Here is a 17,400-nt window from a genome sequence, read left to right on the forward strand (position 1 = left end):
ATGACGCGCAAGCAGAAGCGGATGTCGGTGATCCTGGCGGGGCTGGCTTTCCTCGGTGCCGCTGCCGGGCTCACCTTCTATGCGCTGGGACAGAAGGCCTCCTATTTCTACATGCCGGCCGATCTCGCCACGGCGAGTGTGCCGCCCGGCCAGCGCATCCGGCTCGGCGGTCTCGTCGAGAAGGGCACCATCATGCGCGGGCAGGGCGCCACCGTCGCCTTCTCGGTGACCGACAAGCAGAAATCGGTCAAGGTCACCTATACCGGCATCCTGCCCGATCTGTTCCGCGAGGAGCAGGGCGTCATCACCGAGGGCGCCTTCGGCCCGGACGGCGTCTTCGTTGCCGACAGCGTCTTGGCCAAGCACGACGAGCGCTACATGCCGAAGGAAGTCGCCGACGGCCTGAAGGCCAAGGGCGTCTGGCAGGAAAGCACGAACTGATGAGCAGGTTCCGCAAAAGTGCCAAGCGGTTTTGCGGCCAGAACCTGCGGCAAAGGTGAACTAATGGTCGAAACCGGACATTTCGCGCTTGTGCTCGCCTTCGCGCTGTCGCTGGTGCAGATGATGGTGCCGCTCGTCGGCGCCCGCACCGGCAACCAGCGGCTGATGGCGGTCGGCGGTCCGGTCACGGTCACCGGCTTCGCGTTGACCGCACTGTCCTTCGCCGCCCTTGCAAGCGCCTATGCGGGCTCGGACTTCTCGGTGGCGAGCGTGTGGGAGAACTCCCATTCGCTGCAGCCGATGATCTACAAGATCACCGGCACCTGGGGAAACCACGAAGGCTCGATGCTGCTGTGGGTGCTGATCCTGACCTTCTTCGGCGCGCTGGTCGCCGTCTTCGGCAACAATCTGCCGGCGACGCTCAAGGCCAATGTGCTGGCTGTGCAAGGCATGATCGGCGCCGCCTTCTTCCTGTTCATCCTGGCGACGTCCAACCCGTTCATCCGCCTCAATCCGGCGCCGATTGAAGGCCGCGACCTCAACCCGATCCTGCAGGACCTCGGCCTGGCGATCCACCCGCCGATGCTTTATCTCGGCTATGTCGGCTTCTCGATCTGCTTCTCCTTCTCCGTCGCGGCGCTGATCGAGGGTCGTATCGACGCCTCCTGGGCACGCTGGGTGCGGCCCTGGACGCTTGTCGCCTGGATGTTTTTGACCGGCGGCATCGCCATGGGTTCCTACTGGGCCTATTACGAGCTCGGCTGGGGCGGCTTCTGGTTCTGGGATCCGGTCGAAAACGCTTCCTTCATGCCGTGGCTCGCGGGCACCGCGCTGCTCCATTCGGCGATCGTCATGGAAAAGCGTTCGGCGCTGAAGATCTGGACGCTGCTGCTGGCGATTCTGACCTTCTCGCTGTCGCTGCTCGGCACTTTCCTGGTGCGTTCCGGCGTGCTCACCTCGGTGCACGCCTTTGCCACCGACCCGGCGCGCGGCGTCTTCATCCTGTGCATCCTCACGCTCTTCATCGGCGGCTCGCTGACGCTGTTTGCGCTGCGCGCCTCGCGGCTGACGGCGGGCGGCCTGTTCCATCCGATCTCGCGTGAGGGCGCGCTGGTGCTGAACAACCTGTTCCTCACCACCGCCACGGCAACGGTGCTGGTCGGCACGCTCTACCCGCTGGCGCTGGAGGCGCTGACCGGCGGCAAGATCTCGGTCGGCGCGCCGTTCTTCGATCTGACCTTTGGCCCGCTGATGCTGCCGCTGCTCGCGATCGTGCCGTTCGGCCCCTTGCTTGCCTGGAAACGCGGCGACGCCATTGCCGCTTCGCAGCGGCTGATAGCGGCCTTCGCCCTGGCGATCGCCGCGATGCTGGTCACCGGCCTGTTCATCAACGGTGCCTCTGTCTTTGCCGCCCTCGGCGTCGGTCTTGCCGTCTGGCTGGTCGGCGGCGCGCTGACCGACCTTGCCGTCAAATCCGGCTTCGGCTCCGTGGCGCCGGCCGTCATGCTTCGTCGCTTCGCCGGCCTGCCGCGTTCCGTCTTCGGCACGGCATTGGCCCATCTCGGCCTCGGGCTGACCTTGCTCGGCATCGTCGGCACGCTCTGCTTCGGCACCGAGAAGATCCTCTCTATGCGCCCTGGCGAAACGGTGGAACTCTCCGGCCACACGCTGCGTTTCGAAGGGCTCTCCCCGCAGAAAGGTCCGAACTTCACCGAGGATCGCGGCCGCTTCCTGCTGCTGGGCGCCGACGGCAACGCCGATGGCGCGATCAACTCCGCAAAACGCTTCTACCCGGTGCGCCAGACGGTGACGACCGAGTCCGGCATCAGGACGATTGGATTGAGCCAGCTTTATCTGTCGCTCGGCGACGAGAACAATGACGGTTCGGTCGTCGTGCGCCTGTGGTGGAAGCCGCTGGTGACGCTGATATGGGGTGGCGGCTTGGTGATGATGGCGGGCGCGGCCATGTCGCTGCTCGACCGCCGCCTGCGCGTCGGCGCGCCGGCAAAGCGGCGAACACCGGCCGCAGCCCTGGCGGACCCGACATGAGGGCGAGGTTTTCACTTGCCTCGCTGGTCCTGTTGCTGGCGCTGTTTTTCGGCGGCGCGGCACAGGCGGTGAAGCCCGACGAAGTGTTGCAGGATCCTGCGCTGGAGGCGAGGGCGCGCGTGCTGTCGGAAGGTCTGCGCTGCATGGTCTGCCAGAATCAGTCGATCGACGAATCCGACGCCGATCTTGCCCGCGACCTGCGCATCCTAGTGCGCCAGCGCCTCGTGGCCGGCGACACCGACCAGCAGGTGATGGATTACGTCGCCTCGCGCTACGGAGAGTTCGTGCTCTTGAAGCCGCGCTTCAGCCTGCGCAACGCGCTTTTGTGGGGCACGCCGGTGCTCCTGCTTATCGCAGGTGGCATCTTCATCGTATTCAGCGCCCGCTCGCGCCGAACTGTGCCGGACAGCAACCTGAGCGCCGAGGAACAGGCGGCGCTGGATAAGATGCTGCGCGACTAGCGCCATCGCCGAGCTTGGCGATTGATCGCAACCGCCCTTGGCTATCGTGCGCTTGATGCTTTCGATCGTCTTGGTCCCCGATTCGACTGAGACTCGAGTTCGTTGGTACGGCCTTTGGTCATTTTGACCTCGTGATCCCGCGCATCGTCGCCAATCCCCAACATTACAAAACTTTCATGTAGTGGAAATGGCGCCGTAATGTGCGGCTCTCTAATTCTCTTGCCCGAGGATGCATCGCCTGAGTGCATCCCTTCGAAAGAGGAAACGAAATCCCATGAACATTGCCCCCAATTCATATTCCCGCACCCGAAAGCGCCTTATGGCCGCCGTCGCTTCCCTGGCCGTTGTCGGTGGGGTCGGCGCGGGCGCGCTTGCCACCGGCACCGCCCCCGTGCTGGCCGATGCCGTGCGCGTCGAAGCCCCGCAGGTGCCGAGTTTCGCCGATGTCGTCGAGCATGTCTCGCCGGCGGTCGTCAGCGTCAAGGTCAAGGCCAAGATCCAGCCGACGGCCGACGACGGCTCGGACGATCAGGACGGCTTCGACAACCTGCCCGACAATCCGCAGCTGCGCCGCTTCTTCAAGGAATTCCGCGGCTTCGGCGACCAGGGTCAGGGTGGCCAGTTCGGCATGCGCCGCTTCAACCACCGCGACCATGGCAACGGCCAGCCGCGTCCGATCGCTCAAGGGTCGGGCTTCTTCATCTCGGAAGACGGCTATCTCGTCACCAACAATCACGTCGTGTCGGAAGGCTCGGATTTCAGCGTCGTCACCAATGACGGCAAGGAGCTCGACGCCAAGCTGATCGGTACCGACCCGCGCACCGACCTTGCCGTGCTCAAGGTCGATGGCGGCGGCAACAAGTTCACCTATGTCGACTTCGCCGACGATTCCAAGGTCCGCATCGGCGACTGGGTGGTTGCCGTCGGCAATCCCTTCGGCCTTGGCGGCACCGTCACCGCCGGCATCGTCTCGGCCCGCGGCCGCGACATCGGCGCCGGCCCCTATGACGACTTCATCCAGATCGACGCTTCGGTCAACCGCGGCAATTCGGGCGGTCCGACCTTCAACCTCAACGGCCAGGTGATCGGCATCAACACTGCCATCTTCTCGCCGTCGGGCGGCAGCGTCGGTATCGCCTTCGACATCCCGGCCTCGACCGCCAAGCAGGTCGTCCAGGACTTGATGAAGAGCGGCTCGGTTCAGCGCGGCTGGCTCGGCGTCGAGATTCAGCCGGTCACCTCCGACATCGCCGAGTCGCTCGGCCTGAAGTCGGACAAGGGCGCGCTGGTCTCGAGCGCCCAGGATGGCGGTCCGGGCAAGAAGGCGGGCATCGTCGCTGGCGACGTCATCACCAAGGTCGACGGCAAGGACGTCGCCTCGCCGAAGGAGCTCGCCCGCATGATCGGCGCATTCGCGCCGGGCAAATCGGTCGATGTTACCGTCTGGCGCAACGGCAAGGAAGAAGCGGTCAAGGTCGATCTCGGCACGCTGCCCGCGAGCGACAAGCAGGCGTCGAGCGACGACAGCAACAAGCAGTCGGCGCCCGCCGCTAAACCCGACACGCTTGCCGATCTCGGCCTGACCGTCACAAAGGCCGACAATGGCAAGGGCCTCGTGGTCACCGACGTCGATCCCGACAGCAACGCAGCCGACCGCGGCATCCAGCCCGGCGACGTCATCACCTCGATCAACTCGAACGAGGTGAACACCACCGACGATGTCTCCAAGGCGATGACTGATGCCGCAAAGGCCGGCCGCAAGGCCGTGCTGATGCAGATCACCCGCGACGACTCGAACCGCTTCGTCGCGCTGCCGGTCGGCAAGGGCTGACATCGACTTTCAGCTTTCCTCATGGCGGTATCAACACCCCGAGCCGCCGTGGGGAAACATGGGGCCGAGCACGTAAGTCAGTCACCGTGTTTCGCTCCCGGCGGCAGCGGGTTTCCCATCACCCGCTGCCGCTTATCGCATGTCGCCCAAAAGTGGGCACCGGTTTTGGGATCACGACATGCGGAACGAAATGCTTGTCGCCAAAAAAGTGGTCGCCGGTTTGGGAAGAAGACATGCGACTAATGAGTGCAAGGCATGAAGAATGACTGCCCCTCAATCTTCCAATGAAATCGCGTATAACGGCTCCATGAAGATTCTCGTCATGGAAGACGATCGCGAGGCGGCGGACTATTTGCAGAAAGCCTTCGCCGAGGCGGGCCACACCGCCCATATCGCCGGCGACGGCGAGACCGGCTTCGCGCTCGCCGATGCCGGCGACTATGACGTGATGGTGGTCGACCGGCTGATGCCGCGCCGCGATGGCCTGTCGGTGATCGCCGCCCTTCGCTCGCGCGGCAACACCACGCCGGTGCTGATCCTTTCGGCGCTGGGCGAGGTCGACGACCGCGTCACGGGCTTACGCGCCGGCGGCGACGATTACCTCACCAAGCCCTACGCCTTTTCCGAATTGCTCGCCCGCGTCGAGGTGCTGAACCGCCGAGCCAGCGCGCGCGAGTCCGAGACCGTCTACCGCGTTGGCGATCTGGAGCTCGATCGGCTGTCGCATTCGGTCAAGCGCGCCGGCCGCGAGATCACGCTGCAGCCGCGCGAGTTCCGCCTGCTCGAATATCTGATGCGCCATGCCGGCCAGGTGGTGACGCGCACCATGCTTCTGGAAAATGTCTGGGACTATCATTTCGATCCGCAGACCAATGTCATCGATGTCCATGTCTCGCGCCTGCGCGGCAAGATCGAAAAGGGCTTCGACAAGCCGATCCTGCACACGATCCGCGGCGCCGGCTACATGCTGAAAGGCGGCTAGGGAGCAAGATGGCTCTTTCCCTGCCGGCCATCATGAAGACGACGGCGGCCCGGCTTTCGGCGCTTTATCTTCTGCTTTTTGCGCTCTGCGCGGTGCTGCTCGTCCTCTACATGACGTCGCTGTCGGCGCGCATGTTGACCGCGCAGACGCAGGAGACCATCAACGACGAGGTTCTGGGCCTGGCCCGCGCCTATCAGCGCGGCGGCCTGCCGGTGCTGGTGCGCGTCGTCGAAGCCCGCTCGCGCCAGCCCGGCGCCAATCTCTATCTGATCGCCGATGCCAATGGCCAGATCCTGACCGGCAATGTCCAGAGCCTGGAGCCGGGGGTGATCGAGACCGAGGGCTGGACGACGGAGCCCTTCTCCTACCAGCGCTTCGGCGAGGGCGAGCTCGACCGGCTGCGCAGTGGAGCTACCGACCAGCCCGCACCCCAGACCGGCGACAGCGCCAATACTCCCCAGTCGACAGGGGAAAAGGGCCACAACGCGATCGCGCTGGTGCTGAGGCTGCCCAACCAGATGATCATGCTGGTCGGCCGCGACCTCGGTGAACCCGAGCGCTTCCGCGCGGTCATCAGCCGCGCGCTGACCCTGGCGCTCGGCATGATGGGACTTGGCGGCATTCTGATCTGGTTCTTCGTCGGGCGCGCCGCGCTGAAGCGCATCGACAGCGTCTCGGACGCAAGCCGTCGCATCATGGGCGGCGATTTGTCCGGACGGCTGCCGGTCACCGGCGCCGGCGACGAATTCGACCGCCTGTCGGAAAATCTCAATTCGATGCTGGCCAGGATCGCCATGCTGAACGAGGGGCTGAAGCAGGTCTCCGACAACATTGCCCATGATCTGAAAACGCCGCTGACCAGACTTCGCAACCGCGCCGAGGCGACGCTCGCCGGCCGGCACAAGATCGAGGATTACCGCCAGGCGCTGGAAGCCACGATCGCGGAATCCGACCAGCTCATCAAGACGTTCAACGCCATCCTGATGATCTCGCGCCTGGAGGCAGGCTATTCCTCGGAACAGACCGGCCCCGTCGATCTCGCCGCCACGGTGAGCGATGTCGTCGAGCTCTACGAGCCGGTGGCTGAGGAAGCGGGCGTCGCGCTGGAAGCGACCGCGCCCGAGGCGTTGACGATCAACGGCAACCGCGAGCTGATCGGCCAGGCGCTGTCCAACATCGTCGACAACGCCATCAAATACTCGACCGACGCTGCCGAGACGCCAAAAGTGCGGCTGGCGCTGGAGCGCGCCGGCAATGAGATCAAGCTTACCGTCACCGACAATGGCCACGGCATTCCCGACCACGCCGATCGTGCCCGGGCCACCGAGCGCTTCGTGCGCCTGGAAAAGAGCCGCTCGCAGCCGGGCTCGGGTCTCGGCCTCAGCCTGGCCAAGGCGATCATGACTTTCCACAACGGAAGGCTTGATCTTTTGCCCGCCAATCCCGGATTGTCCGTGGTCATGAGTTTCCCGTTGCGGGAGACGCATTGATGGCGCGGATAAATGGCGAATAAGAAAATCGAATCCGAATTCCGGCTTAGCCCCACGCTGGCACTCCGCCCTTTGGATGCGGAGCATGCCCGGCGCGAGTTGTCGGAAATCGCCGATGCCGCCGAGGAAGAGGGGCTTTCCCGCCTTGCTGCGTTCCTGACGGGCGAGGAGCCGCTGCAGGACCTGCTGGCGGCCGTCTTCGACCTCTCGCCCTTCCTGCGCGATGTCGCGCGCCGGCGGCCGGAAATTCTCGACACGCTGTTCGACCGGAAAATCGAAGCGCGGCTCGGCGCCATCGGCGAGGCGATCGGCGGCGCGGCCAGCGCGGACGACGCCTCCGAATCGAGCCTGATGATGGCGCTCAGGCAATGGAAGACCGAAGGGCATTTCCTGATCGCGCTGGCCGATCTTTCGGGTGAAGCGGAGACATCGGTGACGGTGCGCCGTCTCAGCGATCTAGCCGATGCCTGCACAAAAGCCGCCGTCGATTTCCTGCTGCTCGACGCGCACCGGCAAGGCAAGCTCAAGCTGCCGAGTCCGGCGGAACCGGCGAAGGGTTCGGGCTGGGTCCTGCTCGGCATGGGCAAGCTCGGCGCGCATGAGCTGAATTTCTCCTCCGATATCGACCTCGTCGTCTTCTTCGATCCGGAAGCGCCGGCCGTCATCGATCCACTCGACGCGACCGAGCTGTTCTCCAGGCTCACCCGTCGTCTCGTGCGCATCCTCCAGGACCGCACTGAGCATGGCTATGTCTTCCGCACCGATCTGAGGCTTCGCCCGGATCCGGGCTCGACGCCGCTGGCGATCCCCGTCGAGGCGGCACTTCGCTATTACGAGGCGCGCGGCCAGAACTGGGAGCGCGCGGCCATGATCAAGGCGCGGCCGGTTGCCGGAGACCTCGCCGCGGGCGCGGCCTTTCTCAAGGAATTGCAGCCCTATGTCTGGCGTAAATATATGGACTATGCGGCGATCGCCGACGTCCATTCGATCAAGCGCCAGATCCATGCCCACAAGGGCCATGGCGAGATCGCGGTGAAGGGCCACAACGTCAAGCTCGGCCGCGGCGGCATCCGCGAAATCGAGTTCTTCGTCCAGACCCAGCAGCTCATTGCCGGTGGCCGCTTCCCGGAACTGCGCGGCCGCGAGACGGTGCCGATGCTAGCAGCGCTCGCCGCGCGGGGCTGGATCACTGCCGACGCGCGCGACGCGCTCACTCGGCAATACTGGTTCCTGCGCCGCGTCGAGCACGCCATTCAGATGGTGGCGGACGAGCAGACGCATATCCTGCCGGAGGAAGACGAGGAGCTGAAACGCATCGCGCTGATGCTGGGATTTGCCGGCGAGGCGGAATTCACGCAGGCCTTCCGCGTCTCGCTGCAGCAGGTCGAGCGCCATTATGCGGCGCTGTTCGAAACCGCTCCGGAACTGTCGGCCGGCGTCGGCAATCTGGTCTTCACCGGCGATGTCGACGATCCCGACACGCTGCAGACGCTGCATCGCCTGGGCTTCCAGCGGCCGAGTGACATCTGCCGTGTCATCCGCGGCTGGCATTTCGGCCGCTACCGCGTCACGCAATCGGCCGAAGCCCGCGAGCGGCTGACGGAATTGACGCCGGCGCTGCTCAAAGCCTTCGGCCAGACGCGGCGCGCCGACGAGGCGCTGATGCGCTTCGACGAGTTCCTCGCCGGCCTGCCGGCGGGTATCCAGCTTTTCTCGCTGCTGCAGTCGAACCCGGCGCTGCTCAAGCTGATGGCGACCATCATGGGCGCCGCGCCGCGGCTGGCAGCCATCATCACGCGCCGCCCGCACGTCTTCGACGGCCTGCTCGATCCGGCATTGCTGACTGAACTACCGGACCGCGCCTATCTCTCGGCCCGGCTTGCCGCCTTCATCGAAGGCGACCGCGCCTACGAGGATGTGCTCGACCGGCTGCGCATCTTCGCCTCCGAGCAGAAATTCCTGATCGGCGTGCGCCTGCTTGCCGGCTCTATCGATCCGGCGCGGGCGGGGCGCGCCTTCTCCGATCTCGCAGACCTCACCATCGAGGCGGCGCTCAACGCGGTGATCGGCGAATTCGCGCTGCGCCATGGCAGGATCGCCGGCGGCAGGGTGGCGCTGCTCGGCATGGGCAAGCTCGGCAGCCGCGAGCTCACGGCGGGTTCGGATGTCGATCTCATCCTGCTCTACGACCATGATGCCGATGCCGAGGACTCCGACGGCGAGAAGCCGCTGGCGCCCTCGCATTACTACACCCGCATGACGCAGCGCCTGATCGCCGCCGTCTCGGCGCCAACGGCCGAAGGCGTGCTCTACGATCTGGACCTGCGCCTGCGCCCCTCCGGCAACAAGGGACCGGTCGCCACCCATATCGACGCGTTCAAGAAATATCAGCGCCAGGACGCCTGGACCTGGGAGCATATGGCGCTGGCACGGGCCCGCGCCATCGGTGGCGATGCTGAGCTCTGCGCCGAGCTCGAGACGGAAGTGGCGGCGGTGCTGGCGCAGCCGCGCGATGCCGCCAAGGTGAAAGCCGAAGCCTCGGACATGCGGGCACTGATCGAGAAGGAGAAGCCGCCGCGCGACCTCTGGGACATCAAGCTGATCCCCGGAGGGCTCATCGATCTCGAATTCATCGCCCAGATTGCGGTCATCACCGGCAATGTCGAACCCGGCCGTAGGGTGACGACGACAGCCGACATTCTGGCGCGGCTGGCCGCCGGTTTCGCAGGCGCCGATATCCGTGAAGAACTTGGCGAAGCCTACCGGCTGTATCTGGCGCTGACCCAGATGATCAGGCTTTGCCTAACCGGCGAGTTCCAGCGCGACGATGTCCCTCCGGGGCTTTCGGACCTGCTTCTAGCGGTCACCGACCTGCCGGATTTCGCCGTGCTGGAGGCACATCTCAAGGAGACGTCGCGGAAGGTCAGGAAAGACTTCTACCTTCTTCTGCGGGGTGCGGGAGGGCCCTGAGGTCGCGACACTAATCGGTGCGTTGCACGCGGCGGAGCTTGCGGCGCGCATGTGCCTGCAGAAGCCGATCGCGCAGATGAGCGTAGAAGCGTGGCGGCAGCATTCCATAGTGGAAGCGGAAGGGACTGCTTCCGGGAATTGGTCTGAGATCGGGCCCCGGCCAAAGGAAATCGTTGGTTTCGCTCACTACGACCCATGACGGCATATCATCGAGCCCAAGGTAAGCCTTGAGAGGCGCAGGCATTTCGACGACATCGGCAGGATCGGCCGGGAGGGAATGCGTGATCGGAACCACCGTGACGACTTCACGTCCCTCCACAATCCGACGTGCGGCTACAATCGCACACGGGCGGTTCTTGCGGCCCTCTTCGATGCCTTGCCTATGCTCGTCCGACCACAGGTAGGAATAGGAAATCACCAGGCCGGGAACAGGCTTGGACAGGCTCACGGCGTCCAGTCTTTGAGCATCTGATCCAGCTCGTCATGCTGGGAGGGCACCGCGCTCTCGGCAATAGCCTTCAGCGTCTCATCGTCAAGTTCTTCGACGGGGCGGGCGACCCGGCCCTTGACCAGCACTTCGAACATCGCGGCCGAAAGAAGCACCGTGTGGGTCCGGCCATTTTTGGTTATCGCCACCGGCGCCCGCTGAGCGGCGTCCTGGAAGCGGCCCACATTCTGCTGGAATTCCGTCGATGTCACACGCATGGAAAGTCACCTCTTATCCAAAATAGATAAAATGGATAACTTTTTCAAGTTTGCTTCAGCCCGGTGCCGGTCGCTTCTGATCAAGCCGCCGCCTTCACCGCCGCTGGCGCCTTCTTCAGCGGAATGCGCACCGACACGATGGTGCCGACGCCTTCGGTCGAGCGGATCTTCAGCGCGCCGCCCTGCAGCTCGGCCAGGGAGCGCGAGATCGCGAGCCCGAGGCCCGAGCCGGTGTGGTTCTTGGAGAACTGGTTCTGCACCTGCTCGAAGGGCCGGCCGAGCTTGCTCAGCGCCTGCTTGGGGATACCGCAGCCATTGTCCTCGATGGTGAGCAGCAGCGCGCCCGAGGTGTTGCGCGCCCTGACCGTGATCTTGCCGCCCTGTCCGGTGAATTTCACCGCGTTGGAAAGAAGGTTGATGGCGATCTGCTTGATCGCGCGGCGGTCGGCGTAGACCCGCATCGCGTCGGCGATGCGCGTCTCGACATTGATCGACTTTTCCGCCGCCTGCAGTGAGATCACCCGCACCGTCTCCCTGATCAGCGGGCAGAGGTCGATCTCCTCGCGGTCGAGCGAGAACTGGCCGGCCTCGATCTTCGACATATCGAGGATGTCGTTGATGACGCCGAGCAGGTATTTGCCGCTGCCGTTGATGTCGGTCGCGTATTCCTCGTAGCGCTCCGAGCCGAGCGGCCCGAACAGGCCCTGCTGCATCAATTCGGAGAAACCGATGATGGCGTTGAGCGGCGTGCGCAGCTCATGCGACATGTTGGCGAGGAATTCGGATTTTGCCCGATTGGCTGCCTCGGCGCGCTCGGTTTCCTTCATGTATTTGCGGTTGAGCTCGACCAATTCGCTGGCGCGTTCCTCCTCGGCGCGGCGGGCGAGGCTGAGATCGTGGATCGTCGCCATCAGCCGGCGCTCGCTATCGACCAGCTTTTCCTGATGCAGCTTGATCTGGGTGATGTCGGAGCCGACCGAGACGATGCCGCCGTCGCGGGTCCTGAGCTCATTGACCTGCAGCCAGCGACCATCTGCGAGCTGGCGCTCGAAGCTGACGCCGCCCTGCGGCCCGTTGGCGTTGGCGAGCCGGCGCTCCGAGGCGAAGGCCAGCATCCGCTCCTCCACCGAGTCGCGGAGAATGCCGGGCACGACGTCGCGGTCCGACAGCCCATTGTCCTTCTGGAATTTCGAATTGCACATGATCAGCCGCTCGGCGGCATCCCACAGCACGAAGGATTCGTTGATGTTCTCGATCGCGGTCCTGAGCCGCATGTCCGCCGCTTCCGACCGGAGCGCCAGGTGCCGCTGCTCCGTGACGTCGACGGCGATGCCGATCAGCTGGATCTCCGGCGCTTCCGGATCGATCACCTGGGCGCGGGCCCGCATCCACACCCATTGTCCGTCGGCATGGCGCATCCGGAACACCTGGTCGATATGATCGATCTCGCGTTCGACGATGCGGTTGGCGAGCTCGAACAGGTCGCCATCGTCGGGATGGATGATCTCGTCGACCTCGCCGAAGGAAAGCATCGTGTCGCAGGGCTCGTAGCCCAGCATGTCGTACATCGAGCGCGACCAGTACATCTTGCCGCGCACCATGTCCCAGTCCCACAGGCCGCAGCGGCCGCGCACCAGCGCCATGTCGATGCGCTGATGCGCCTCGAGATAGATGCGATCCGCGGCCTGGGCACGCGCCGCCTGGCCGAAATAGGCGTACAGGATGACGATCAGCACGCCTGCCGTCAGCACGAACAGCGTAACGTTGAGCGACATCGACTTGCGCCAGCTGTCGAACACCGCTTCCTGCGGCACCAGCACGGCGGCTGCATGTTTGCGATCGCCGCCGAGGCTGACGGCGGCAAACCAGTCCTGTCCTGAGATGCTGACATCCATCACGCCGGCGCGGTCGCCGAACATGAACAGCGGCTGGCCGCCCAGCACGAGGCTGTCGAGCGCGCGGCCCTGCCAGCCCGTGGACAGCGGCGAGACGGCGATGACCTTGAAGTCGGCGTCGGTGATGGCAAGCACATGGGCGCGGCTCATGGCGCCCTGGCGGCTGGTGTTCTCCAGGAGGCTTACGGCGTTGGCACCGGCCGCGCTGGAGTCGGCGGTGACGGCCTGCGCCATCTGGCCGGCGCCCAGCGCCAGCACGGCCTTGGCGTCGCGCTCGATCTCGTCATGCTCGTTCATCAGCGACACGAAGCGCAGCGCGGCGATGACGATCAGGAAGATGATGATCAGAGCCGGGATCGAACGGCGCAGCAGCGGCTCGGCGGCTAAGAGCCGCTGATAGGCTGGTTCGGCGATCAGGCGTGTATTGCCGGCAAGTCCATCGTTCCTTGCCTTGCGACGCGCAAAAGCCTTCCCTCCGGGCGCGCCCCACGCGTCCGCCTTGGCCATAAATGGCACTCCCCGATCTGCCGTATACTGGATGATCCGGATAAGCCGCACGCCCGAATCGCCATTAAAGAATCAAAGCCGATTCGCCTTGTCCAGAGGCGCGGGCGAAAAAGATTAAAAGTTGATTGAAATTTGTCTTTTCCCTTCTCCCACAGGAGCAGAAGGCAGAGAGCGCTAAGCCAGCGTTCGCTCCACAATATCCCGCAGATCAGCCGACAGGTTCTCAACCTTCGCCATGTCGAGCAGTGTCTGCCTCGCTTTGGCCTGCCGTTTAGGCTCCAGCGAGCGCCAGGACCTGAGCGCCGTCGCCAGCCGCGCCGCCACTTGCGGGTTGCGCTTCTCTACCTCCAGCACCGTCTCGGCGAAGAGGCGGTAGCCTTCGCCGTCGGCGCGGTGGAAACCGGTCTGGTTGGCGCTGGAGAAGGTGCCGATCAGCGAACGCACCCGGTTGGGGTTGGCGATCGAGAAAGCCGGATGCCCCATCAGCTCGCGCACCTTCTCGACAGTCTTCGCGCCGGGCACGCCGGCCTGGATCTGGAACCATTTGTCCAGCACCAGCGCGTCGCCGCGATAGCGGGCCTCGAAGGCGGCCAGCGCCTCTTCGGCCTCGGCCGTGCGTGGGTGGCGATGCGCCAGCACCGCCAGCGCCGCGGCGCGATCGGTCATGTTGGTGGCGGCAGTGAAGTGCCGCGCGGCGAGGCCCGCGCCACCCGGCTGCAGCGAGAGGTAGTCGAGCAAAATGTTGCGCAGCGCGCGCCGTCCTGCGCTCGCAGCATCGGGGCTGAATGGGCCCTTGTCGGCAAGCCTGTCATAGAGCGCCGCGAACGCCTCGCGATTCACCTCGCAGATCGTCCGCGCCAGCGCCTCGCGCGCGGCAAAGATGGCGTCGGGGTCGATGCCCTTGCCGATGTCGCGGGCAATGTCGGCTTCACCGGGCAGCGCCAGCGCCAAGGCCCGGTAGGCCGGCTCAAGCGTCTCGTCGCCGGCAATCCTGCCGGCCAGCGCGGCCAGCTTTGCCGCGAAGGCCGGCTGCTTGCCGCCGAGGATCTGGCGGAAGGCGGCGATCAGCGCGTCGGTCAAAAGCGTGTTGAACGCCTGCCAGCGCGAGAAGGCATCGCTGTCATGCGCCGCGAGGAAGAACAGGTCGTCAGGCTTCTGCTGCACCGAAAGCGTGATCGGCGCCGAGAAGCCGCGGTTGAGCGACACCGAAGGCCGTTCCGAGACGCCCGAAAATCGCACTGTGTGCCGGCGCTTTCGGATATGGATGACGCCGTCATCGACAGTTGCGCCCTCCACGGCCGTCCAGGTGACAGGCTTGCCGTTGGCGCCGACCAGGCCGAAGGCTAAGGGAATATGCATCAGCCGCTTGCGGCTTTCGGACGGCGTCGGCGGCACCGACTGTTCGATCTCCAGTGTGAACTCCTTGGCCGCCGCATTGTGCGTGGAGCTCACAGTCAGGTTCGGCGTGCCGGCCTGGTGATACCAAAGCGCGAATTGCGCGAGGTCACGGCCCGAGACGTCCTCGAAGACTTTCAAGAAGTCTTCGATCGTCGCGGCCTGGCCGTCATGCCGCTCGAAATAGAGGTCCATGCCGGCACGGAAGGTCTCCGCGCCGAGGATGGTGCGGATCATGCGCACCACTTCCGAACCCTTTTCGTAGACGGTCGCCGTGTAGAAGTTGTTGATCTCGCGGTAGCGGCGCGGCCTGACCGGATGCGCCAACGGCCCCTGGTCTTCCGGGAACTGGTGCGCGCGCAGCGTGCGCACTTCGGCGATGCGCCTCACAGCCCGCGAACGCTGGTCGGCGGAGAATTCGTGGTCTCGGTAAACCGTCAGCCCTTCCTTCAGGCAGAGCTGGAACCAGTCTCGGCAAGTGATTCTGTTGCCAGTCCAATTGTGGAAATATTCATGCGCGATGATCGCTTCGATATTGGCGAAGTCGGCATCCGTCGCGGTCTCCTCGTCGGCCAGCACATATTTGTCGTTGAAGACGTTGAGGCCCTTGTTCTCCATCGCGCCCATGTTGAAATCGGACACGGCGACGATGTTGAAGACGTCGAGATCGTATTCGCGGCCGAAAGCCTCCTCGTCCCATTTCATCGAGCGTTTCAGCGCGTCCATCGCATAGCCGGCAAGCCGCTCCTTGCCGGGCTCCACATAGATGCCGAGCTCGACCTCCCGGCCGGACATTGTGGTGAAGCTGCCCGCCACCCTGCCGAGCGCGCCCGCCACCAGCGCGAAAAGATAGGAGGGTTTCGGGAAGGGGTCGTGCCAGACCGCGTAGTGCCGGCCGTCGGCGAGCGCGCCGCGTTCGACGGGATTGCCGTTGGAAAGCAAGAGCGGCGCCTCGTTGTGCGGGGCCTCGATGCGCACGGTGTATACCGACAGGATGTCGGGACGGTCGAGGAAATAGGTGATGCGGCGAAAGCCCTCGGCCTCGCATTGCGTGCAATAGACGTTGTTGGAGCGGTAAAGGCCCATCAGCGCCTCGTTGCGCGAGGGCGCGATCTCCGTCTCCAGGCGCAGCTCGAAGCGCTGCGCCGCGGGTGGCTTCAGGATCGTCAGCCGGTCCGGCGTCGCCTCATAGTCGCCGGTCGGAAGCGCACGTCCGTCGATGGCAACGCCGAGCAGCGTCAGCCCGTCGCCGTCGAGCACCAGCGGCGCCGAGGCGGCGATGTCCTCGCGTCGCTCGATGGTGAGCAGCGCGGTGACATGGGTCGCGTCCGGCGACAGGCGGAAGTCCAGGCTGGTTGCGGGGATGAGATAGTCGCTGGGGCGATAGTCTTCGAGCCTGAAGACATGGCCGGTATCGGTGCGCATTCCTAGACTTTTCCTGTCGATTTCGGGCGGAAGGCCAGCTTGGCTGGTCCAAGAATTTTAAGGTGCGCGCTCTTTACACGAAACGGCCACTCGACAAAACTGCGGCATAGGTTGTGTTTCGCAATTCCGGACGGAAAACCGTTACACACTTTTCCTGGAATTGCTCTTGGCCTATTTCGCGGCTTCGTTTTCCGACCCTTCTTCCGAGGCAATATGACCGTCGATCATGCCGTCGGCCACAACACGCTGCGCGGCATCACGCTGAAGATCGTCTCGGTGACGGTTTTCATCGGCATGCAGACCTGCATCAAGACGGCCGGCGACGTGCCGGCCGGGCAGATCGTCTTCTTCCGTTCTTTCTTCGCCATCTTCCCGATCATCGCGTTTCTGGCCTTCAAGGGCGAGCTCGCCACCGCGTTCACGACCAGGCGGCCGTTTAACCATATCGCGCGCGGCCTGGTCGGTGTCGGCGCCATGGGGCTCGGCTTCTTCGCGCTGACCAGGCTGCCGCTCCCCGAGGCGATCACGCTGAACTATGCGCAGCCGCTGCTGGTCGTGGTGTTCTCCTCGGTTTTCCTCGGCGAGACGATCCGCGTCTATCGCTGGAGCGCGGTCGCGGTCGGTCTTGCCGGTGTGCTGATCATCTCCTGGCCGGAACTGACGCTGCTCAATTCGGGCGCGGGCCTCGATGACCAGGTGGTGCTGGGCGTCATGGCCGCGCTGATCGCCGCGGCGATCTCGGCGGTCGCCATGCTTCTGGTGCGCAATCTCGTACAGACGGAGAAGACGGCGACCATCGTGCTGTGGTTCTCCTCGACGGCTTCGGTGCTGTCGCTCTTCACGTTGCCCTTCGGCTGGCAGGCGTTGACGCCGATGCAGGCTGCGCTGCTCGTCGTCGCGGGCTTCTGCGGCGGGCTCGGCCAGATCCTGATGACGGCGGCCTACCGCCACGCCGAAGCCTCGGTTGTGGCGCCGTTCGAATATACCTCGATGATCCTCGGCGTCGTCGTCGGCTATTTCGTCTTCGGCGACGTAACCTCGCTCAACACGCTTGCCGGCGGCGTGATCGTGGTCGCCGCCGGCATCTTCATCATCTGGCGCGAACGGCAGCTCGGCCTGGAGCGCACGCGCACCAGGAAAGCCGCAACGCCGCAGGGATAGTTCCGCTGCGTGAATCTCATGCCCCGAGTTCCTTCACCCCCCTCTGTCCTGATGTCCGGCAGGACAGAGGGGGGGTGCTGTCCCACGG

The 17,400-nt window shown here is 64.7% G+C and carries 12 protein-coding genes; 8 read left to right on the forward strand and 4 right to left on the reverse strand.

Translation table 11 applies throughout. The annotated features are described in order from the left end of the window. The 7 genes from ccmE to LB528_RS15680 all read left to right on the forward strand — a co-directional run bounded on the left by ccmE (window position 1) and on the right by LB528_RS15680 (window position 10,224). Window positions 1–441: a cytochrome c maturation protein CcmE gene (ccmE, locus tag LB528_RS15650; RefSeq protein ID WP_140845772.1), complete on the forward strand. Its 441-nt coding sequence runs from the start codon at window positions 1–3 to the stop codon at window positions 439–441. 63 nt (window positions 442–504) lie between these two features. Beyond that, the gene (locus LB528_RS15655; RefSeq protein WP_224715436.1) at window positions 505–2,490 is read left to right on the forward strand and encodes a heme lyase CcmF/NrfE family subunit; all 1,986 of its coding nucleotides are present in this window, start codon (window positions 505–507) and stop codon (window positions 2,488–2,490) included. Beyond that, window positions 2,487–2,951, forward strand: coding sequence for a cytochrome c-type biogenesis protein (locus LB528_RS15660; RefSeq protein ID WP_224512357.1), 465 nt, complete (start codon window positions 2,487–2,489; stop codon window positions 2,949–2,951). The genes LB528_RS15655 and LB528_RS15660 overlap by 4 nt, the downstream gene beginning before the upstream one ends. Before the next feature lie 274 nt (window positions 2,952–3,225). Next, window positions 3,226–4,782, forward strand: coding sequence for a Do family serine endopeptidase (locus LB528_RS15665; protein ID WP_224715437.1), 1,557 nt, complete (start codon window positions 3,226–3,228; stop codon window positions 4,780–4,782). A 307-nt stretch (window positions 4,783–5,089) separates the two neighbouring features. Then, window positions 5,090–5,764: a response regulator transcription factor gene (locus LB528_RS15670; RefSeq protein WP_224715438.1), complete on the forward strand. Its 675-nt coding sequence runs from the start codon at window positions 5,090–5,092 to the stop codon at window positions 5,762–5,764. A gap of 8 nt (window positions 5,765–5,772) precedes the next feature. Further along, window positions 5,773–7,254 (forward strand): sensor histidine kinase, encoded by a 1,482-nt coding sequence (locus LB528_RS15675; protein ID WP_224512361.1) that lies wholly within the window; start codon window positions 5,773–5,775, stop codon window positions 7,252–7,254. 12 nt (window positions 7,255–7,266) lie between these two features. Then, window positions 7,267–10,224: a bifunctional [glutamine synthetase] adenylyltransferase/[glutamine synthetase]-adenylyl-L-tyrosine phosphorylase gene (locus tag LB528_RS15680; RefSeq protein ID WP_224715439.1), complete on the forward strand. Its 2,958-nt coding sequence runs from the start codon at window positions 7,267–7,269 to the stop codon at window positions 10,222–10,224. Between the two features lie 10 nt (window positions 10,225–10,234). Here the strand turns inward: LB528_RS15680 and LB528_RS15685 are convergent, their stop codons facing one another. The 4 genes from LB528_RS15685 to pepN all read right to left on the reverse strand — a co-directional run bounded on the left by LB528_RS15685 (window position 10,235) and on the right by pepN (window position 16,151). Next, window positions 10,235–10,672, reverse strand: coding sequence for a hypothetical protein (locus tag LB528_RS15685; RefSeq protein ID WP_224715440.1), 438 nt, complete (start codon window positions 10,670–10,672; stop codon window positions 10,235–10,237). Beyond that, a complete protein-coding gene (locus LB528_RS15690; RefSeq protein ID WP_224512367.1) occupies window positions 10,669–10,929 on the reverse strand; it encodes a type II toxin-antitoxin system prevent-host-death family antitoxin in 261 nt (86 codons plus the stop codon). The genes LB528_RS15685 and LB528_RS15690 overlap by 4 nt, the downstream gene beginning before the upstream one ends. Window positions 10,930–11,009: 80 nt before the next feature. After that, window positions 11,010–13,331: a PAS domain-containing sensor histidine kinase gene (locus LB528_RS15695; RefSeq protein ID WP_224715441.1), complete on the reverse strand. Its 2,322-nt coding sequence runs from the start codon at window positions 13,329–13,331 to the stop codon at window positions 11,010–11,012. A 174-nt stretch (window positions 13,332–13,505) separates the two neighbouring features. Continuing rightward, on the reverse strand, window positions 13,506–16,151 hold the full coding sequence (pepN, locus tag LB528_RS15700) for an aminopeptidase N (protein ID WP_224715442.1): 2,646 nt from the start codon (window positions 16,149–16,151) through the stop codon (window positions 13,506–13,508). Window positions 16,152–16,364: 213 nt separating this feature from the next. Here pepN and LB528_RS15705 point away from each other — a divergent pair, with 213 nt between their 5' ends. After that, window positions 16,365–17,312, forward strand: coding sequence for a DMT family transporter (locus LB528_RS15705; protein WP_224715443.1), 948 nt, complete (start codon window positions 16,365–16,367; stop codon window positions 17,310–17,312). Window positions 17,313–17,400 lie beyond the last annotated feature (88 nt).

Origin of the sequence: Mesorhizobium sp. CA4 (genome assembly GCF_020165075.1) — a bacterium.
Lineage (GTDB): Bacteria > Pseudomonadota > Alphaproteobacteria > Rhizobiales > Rhizobiaceae > Mesorhizobium.

Coding starts and splice junctions, on each gene's coding strand:
- ccmE (WP_140845772.1), top strand. CDS start 1: ATGACGCGCAAGCAGAAGCGGATGTCGGTGATCCTGGCGGGGCTGGCT.
- LB528_RS15655 (WP_224715436.1), top strand. CDS start 505: ATGGTCGAAACCGGACATTTCGCGCTTGTGCTCGCCTTCGCGCTGTCG.
- LB528_RS15660 (WP_224512357.1), top strand. CDS start 2,487: ATGAGGGCGAGGTTTTCACTTGCCTCGCTGGTCCTGTTGCTGGCGCTG.
- LB528_RS15665 (WP_224715437.1), top strand. CDS start 3,226: ATGAACATTGCCCCCAATTCATATTCCCGCACCCGAAAGCGCCTTATG.
- LB528_RS15670 (WP_224715438.1), top strand. CDS start 5,090: ATGAAGATTCTCGTCATGGAAGACGATCGCGAGGCGGCGGACTATTTG.
- LB528_RS15675 (WP_224512361.1), top strand. CDS start 5,773: ATGGCTCTTTCCCTGCCGGCCATCATGAAGACGACGGCGGCCCGGCTT.
- LB528_RS15680 (WP_224715439.1), top strand. CDS start 7,267: ATGGCGAATAAGAAAATCGAATCCGAATTCCGGCTTAGCCCCACGCTG.
- LB528_RS15690 (WP_224512367.1), bottom strand. CDS start 10,929: ATGCGTGTGACATCGACGGAATTCCAGCAGAATGTGGGCCGCTTCCAG.
- LB528_RS15695 (WP_224715441.1), bottom strand. CDS start 13,331: ATGGCCAAGGCGGACGCGTGGGGCGCGCCCGGAGGGAAGGCTTTTGCG.
- pepN (WP_224715442.1), bottom strand. CDS start 16,151: ATGCGCACCGATACCGGCCATGTCTTCAGGCTCGAAGACTATCGCCCC.
- LB528_RS15705 (WP_224715443.1), top strand. CDS start 16,365: ATGACCGTCGATCATGCCGTCGGCCACAACACGCTGCGCGGCATCACG.